Annotated in this window: 6 protein-coding genes; all 6 read left to right on the top strand. The window is 30.5% G+C overall.

The features are described 5' to 3' along the window. The first annotated feature begins 121 nt into the window (after nt 1-121). Nucleotides 122-613 (top strand): hypothetical protein, encoded by a 492-nt coding sequence (locus H526_RS0117900; RefSeq protein WP_027394257.1) that lies wholly within the window; start codon nt 122-124, stop codon nt 611-613. Continuing rightward, entirely contained in the window at nt 610-1014 is a 405-nt protein-coding gene (locus H526_RS0117895) for a hypothetical protein (RefSeq protein ID WP_027394256.1), read from the top strand. The genes H526_RS0117900 and H526_RS0117895 overlap by 4 nt, the downstream gene beginning before the upstream one ends. Nucleotides 1015-1529: 515 nt before the next feature. Next, the gene (locus H526_RS31875; protein WP_155839724.1) at nt 1530-1682 is read left to right on the top strand and encodes a hypothetical protein; all 153 of its coding nucleotides are present in this window, start codon (nt 1530-1532) and stop codon (nt 1680-1682) included. Between the two features lie 234 nt (nt 1683-1916). After that, nucleotides 1917-2309, top strand: a complete 393-nt coding sequence (locus H526_RS0117885; protein WP_211237845.1) for a hypothetical protein — start codon at nt 1917-1919, stop codon at nt 2307-2309. Between the two features lie 250 nt (nt 2310-2559). Beyond that, nucleotides 2560-4053, top strand: coding sequence for a 2OG-Fe(II) oxygenase (locus H526_RS0117875; RefSeq protein ID WP_027394253.1), 1494 nt, complete (start codon nt 2560-2562; stop codon nt 4051-4053). A 195-nt stretch (nt 4054-4248) separates the two neighbouring features. Further along, nucleotides 4249-4740: a hypothetical protein gene (locus tag H526_RS0117870; RefSeq protein ID WP_027394230.1), complete on the top strand. Its 492-nt coding sequence runs from the start codon at nt 4249-4251 to the stop codon at nt 4738-4740. Nucleotides 4741-4918: the final 178 nt, after the last annotated feature.

Genomic DNA, 4918 nt, shown 5'->3' with positions numbered 1-4918 from the left:
TGGTCGACAGAAATATCTAAATTAAAAGAGGGAAAGATAAAAACGCTACACAACAAAGTATAAAAAGCATTAAAACGATTTTTATACAAACCGTTGTACGCAAGCTGAAAAACAGAATGAATTGGGAATTTTAGATTGGATTAAGAAAAAAGAATTTAAGGCAGAATTTGAAAAAGTGTTTTCTGACTTAAAGAGAATGGGAGAAATAAAACAGAGTGCAAAAAAGACTTATGAATTGCTTTCTGAACTTGACTTTGATACATCTGACTCTCAATCTGACTTATTAATTTCGGAGTTTAATAAAATTCAATACCAGTCGAATACTAACAGTTATTTCTACTTCTATTTTCCAATTGTGACTCACATTTTACATTACAAACCAAAATATGAGAAAGACATTTTAGGATATTTAATCGGACCGAATTTTGCGAATGGAGATACAGAAACAAAGGATTTGATTCCATTAATTAAAAGTGCAATGAAATTCAAATTATCTAAAAACAAAAATTATCTGACTCTAGAAAGTCAAAATTGGATTCTAAATGAACTACCTAAAATGGAAATAGAAGTTGAAAGAGAAGTTCAAAAGTGTTGGAAAGAACTAAATGAATGAAAGAAATCAAAATTGAGGTTTATCACAAAGAAGAGAAAGTAACGACTACTCTTTTTGTTGAGCAGTTAACTGAAAATAAATTTCGGATGACTGACAATGACTTTTGTAATCCTAAATTGACTTTAGGAACGGAGTTCGAAACGAAAATCAACGAAGAAAATAAACACGAGATAACTAAAATAACAAAGGAATCGGAATACATTACACGTAGATTTGGATTAACACCAAACCATAAAGAATCTGACTATCGAATGCTTGGAGAGGAATTGACGAAAAGAGGTGGATTTTGGCAAGTTGACCTTGGTAGTATTGCGACTGTGAATATTCCAAAGGATTTTGAATTTGACATTGACCAAGTGATAAAGGACTTGGACTTGAAATTAATAGAAATAACGGATTAAAAGCCAGCGTACAACAATGTGTATAGCTCATTGCGGCTGAATTCCTTAATCGGAATTCATTGCAATTCATTATCTTTAGGTTACGGCGGAAAATCATAGCTGATTTCCCGCAACAAGCCATACACAAACACGTTACAGCACATATGATGAAAAAAGAAATAATTCCAATACTGATTTGTATACTTCTCCTGCTTTACTCAATCGGAATTACGCTTCTGACGGATTATGTACTGAATTATAAGCATTATCTAGGAATAATTCTCATTGGAATCTCAACAATACTTTATTTCAAGAATAAAAAATTGTTTGTTTATATATTCGGATTGACATTGATACTCGGGATTATAAACTTAATTGACATTTATTATTCGAACATTATATTTAGTATCGGTTCTATTAACTTCAACCCAATCTTTTTAGCTTTATTAATCACATTTCTTGCCTTGAATAAAAATCAATTAAACGAAATGTTTCCTAAAAAAGAGTTAACTGAACAGGAGTTATCTAACAAAAATATGGAAACGGAAAAGCTGATAAAAAGTTACCAGCTAAAGTTCAAATCAAAACCTGAATCGGAATTGAAAAGTATTGCGGACGAAAATAGCGGATATGTGAATGAAGCAAAAACTGCAGCGCAACGTATTCTAAAAACAAAAAACGTGCTGTAACAGCATATATGTGATCATAGCAGCTTAGTGATCAATCAAAAGGTTGTTGTATTTTTGGTTAGGCGCAATGCTTGCAGAATGGAAAAGTTAGCAACCAATGCGCAGTTTTTGTCGAAAATAGGGTAACATTTTGCTCTGCTACGACACATATATTTAACGTTGTAGTGCATTAAAAAAATGAACGGAAATAATTTGAAATTTGAAGTTATTTGGAAAGATGACGATATGTTTGAGATGCGAATCTCAGCAAATAACGGACGATATTCTGGAATTACAGAAGTTTATGAAGTATCTGAATCTTTACTTGGGTTTGTAAATGAATTAAATGGATTCCCATTTGGAAAAGATAGTTTGACTCATTCTTGCGGAGAAAAAGATAGTTACGCATATTTCGAAATGAAATTTTATAAGATTGGACCGACTGGAAAATGTGGAGTTCTAATCACAATGGAAGAAAATGTCTCAACAGAATATCGCAAAGAGGAAAAAGATAAGCTCTCAATGGAATTAATAATTGAGCCAAATGCTATAGATACTTTTTGTCGAGAATTAAAAATGTTAGCGGAAAAAGAAGCCGGAACAGCGGAATTAAAAGGAATTGGAAATTATACGAGTAATATTGCATAAAAAAACGCACTACAACACTATATATAGCAAATTGGGCGATTAGTGCTTAATCTAAAGGTTGTTGATTATTTGCAAAGTCACCAAATCTTTTGATTTGGTATTAAAAGAAAAAAATTAAAACAAAATACAAAAGATTTGGCTTGTGGCAAAAACGAAATTAATCGCTTATTTTCTGCCCAACTTGCCATATATTTAACGTTAGCTGTTATTCATAAAAAAAATGTAATCGTATTGAAAAAATGAAGTTAATTTGACTAAACCAAAAATTGAAATACAAAACATTTTACCAAACACGAAATTAACCTGTTATGTTATTCCTTCTCTTTTTTCTAAAACTGAATGTGAAGAGCTATTAAATGTAAACAGGAAAAAATCATTTCAAAAAGCTATTTCAAACTACCCTACCTATTACAGAAATAATGAAAGATTTGTAACAGATAATAATGAATTATCAATTCAACTATTTAAGAAAGTAAAACCTTACTTACCTAAGACTATTGAAATAGACTCAAATATTAAAGTGGAAAACGGTATTTGGAATATTAAAGAATTAAATAACAGACTTAGGTTTTGTAAATACTCTGAAAATCAATATTTCAATAGACATCTGGACGGTATTCATTACCGAAATGAAACAACACAGTCCAAGTTGACGTTTATGATATATTTAAATAATGCGTCTGAATTCAAAGGAGGACGAACTCTATTTTACGAAACAAAAGAAACAGATAAAATTTGGGCATCATACATACCTAAACAGGGAGACCTTATTGTTTTTGACCATAATGTATGGCACGCAGGAGAAGTCGTAAGTCAAGGCGAAAAATTTGTTTTAAGGAGTGATATTTTATATTCAAAAAAAGGAACAAAACAAATACAAGAACCTTTTACTGGTCATTTAGGTTATATATGGTCAATACTCAAAATAAACGATAATACAATTCTTAGCGGAGGAAGAGACAAAGAAATAAAGTCTTGGAATATTTTTGGTAAACAAATGCATTCGTTGAGTGGTCATTTAAATTCAATTTTGAGTATTGAGAAAATAAGTGACAATATTTTTATTTCGGGTTCAAGAGATCGTAAAATATTAGTCTGGAAAGATTTCAAAACTATTAATAGTATAGATATTCATTCTGCAATTGTTCTTTCTCTTTGTCGTTTAGATGATAATACTTTTGCTTCGAGTAGCGGAGATAATACAGTTAAGATATCAAACCTTAAAGGAACCGTTTTACAGACATTTAAAGAACATAATAATTGGGTTTGGAAAGTCATTAAACTAAATCAAGACATTATTGCCTCAAGTTCAGAAGATGGTACAATCAAAATCTGGAATTGTAAAATAGAAAAATCAATAAATACCTTTTTTGAAGATTGTTCTATTATTAGCCTTGCTTATAACAAGCAAACACGACAACTAATTAGCGGAAGTTTAAAAGGTGAAATTACAATTCGAACTTTGTCTAAAGATTATCACCAAGTAGGAATTAAAACATTTAAAGCTCATTCAGGAATAATTAGAACAATCAAGTTTATAAACCATAATCAGATTGCAACAGGTGGTGAAGACAACAAAGTGAAAATTTGGAATTTGAATGGACAAATGATTTCAGAGTTTGAACATCAAAATTTTGTTCAATCTATTGAATTACTCGATAAAGAAACAATAATAAGTGCATCTTATGATGGAACTATTAAAACTTGGGAAATAAAAACAACAGCTAACATTGGCTATAATTAATACGGAGTTTGGTATTTAATCCAAAGTTTCATGTATTCTTATAAAGTCTGCCAAATCTTTTGATTTGGCTTTAGATCAAAAAAATTAAAACAAAATAAAAAGTTTTGGCTAAGTGCTTAATCGAAAGTTCGCTACTTTTAATCCCCGTACTAACCATAGCCGAGACGTTGTAGCTAATTAAATCAAAGTCTGTAAATGACAAAAAGTGACTTCATAAAATCAGTAACGAAATTACTAAAAGACAATGCTAAAGTTTTAGTATTAGTTAGAATCCCTAACTCTGGAAATAACCGAAACTATTTCTTTATGGAGAATTCAAATGAATTAGATGAACTTATTAATGAGAGTAATGAAAGTGACTCAATAACTGTATTCAAAGAGGTTAATGAATTAAATAATGGAATAGTAACTGAGGATTTTATAAAAACCGTAACGGAATCTCAAGTCGAAAATAATTTTGATCCTGAATTGTTAATTGTAAATAATACTTACAAAGAATATAAAAAAAATGGTGGTTCGGAATGGAATACTGTTGAGAATGTTAACGAACTCAAAGAGATTATGACGGATACTATTGGTGAAAAAATGTCAATAATTTCGGAGCCAGACTTTTGTGACGAAGTAAATACATTTCATTTGTATGTTCCTGATAAATATGGCGTAAGTAAATCTGGTACATCTTATTAAAAAACTAGCTACAACACGATATATGTGATCATAGCAGCTAAGTGATGAATTGAATGGTTGTTGTATTTTTGGTAAGGCGCAATGCTTGCAAAAAGTAAAAGTTAGCAACCAATGCGCAGAAATATCGAAAAGCAAGGTAACATTTTGCTCCGCTACGACACATATATTAAACGTTGTA

Origin of the sequence: Aquimarina latercula DSM 2041, from assembly GCF_000430645.1 — a bacterium.
In the GTDB taxonomy this organism is placed as follows: Bacteria; Bacteroidota; Bacteroidia; order Flavobacteriales; family Flavobacteriaceae; genus Aquimarina; species Aquimarina latercula.
Note: the sequence above shows the minus strand (reverse complement) of the source record. Positions and strands in the feature narration are given on the sequence as shown.

What these genes read in the sequence shown, in the direction of transcription:
- H526_RS0117895 (WP_027394256.1), top strand. Translation starts at nt 610, where the DNA reads ATGAAAGAAATCAAAATTGAGGTTTATCACAAAGAAGAGAAAGTAACG.
- H526_RS31875 (WP_155839724.1), top strand. Translation starts at nt 1,530, where the DNA reads ATGGAAACGGAAAAGCTGATAAAAAGTTACCAGCTAAAGTTCAAATCA.
- H526_RS0117885 (WP_211237845.1), top strand. Translation starts at nt 1,917, where the DNA reads ATGCGAATCTCAGCAAATAACGGACGATATTCTGGAATTACAGAAGTT.
- H526_RS0117870 (WP_027394230.1), top strand. Translation starts at nt 4,249, where the DNA reads ATGACAAAAAGTGACTTCATAAAATCAGTAACGAAATTACTAAAAGAC.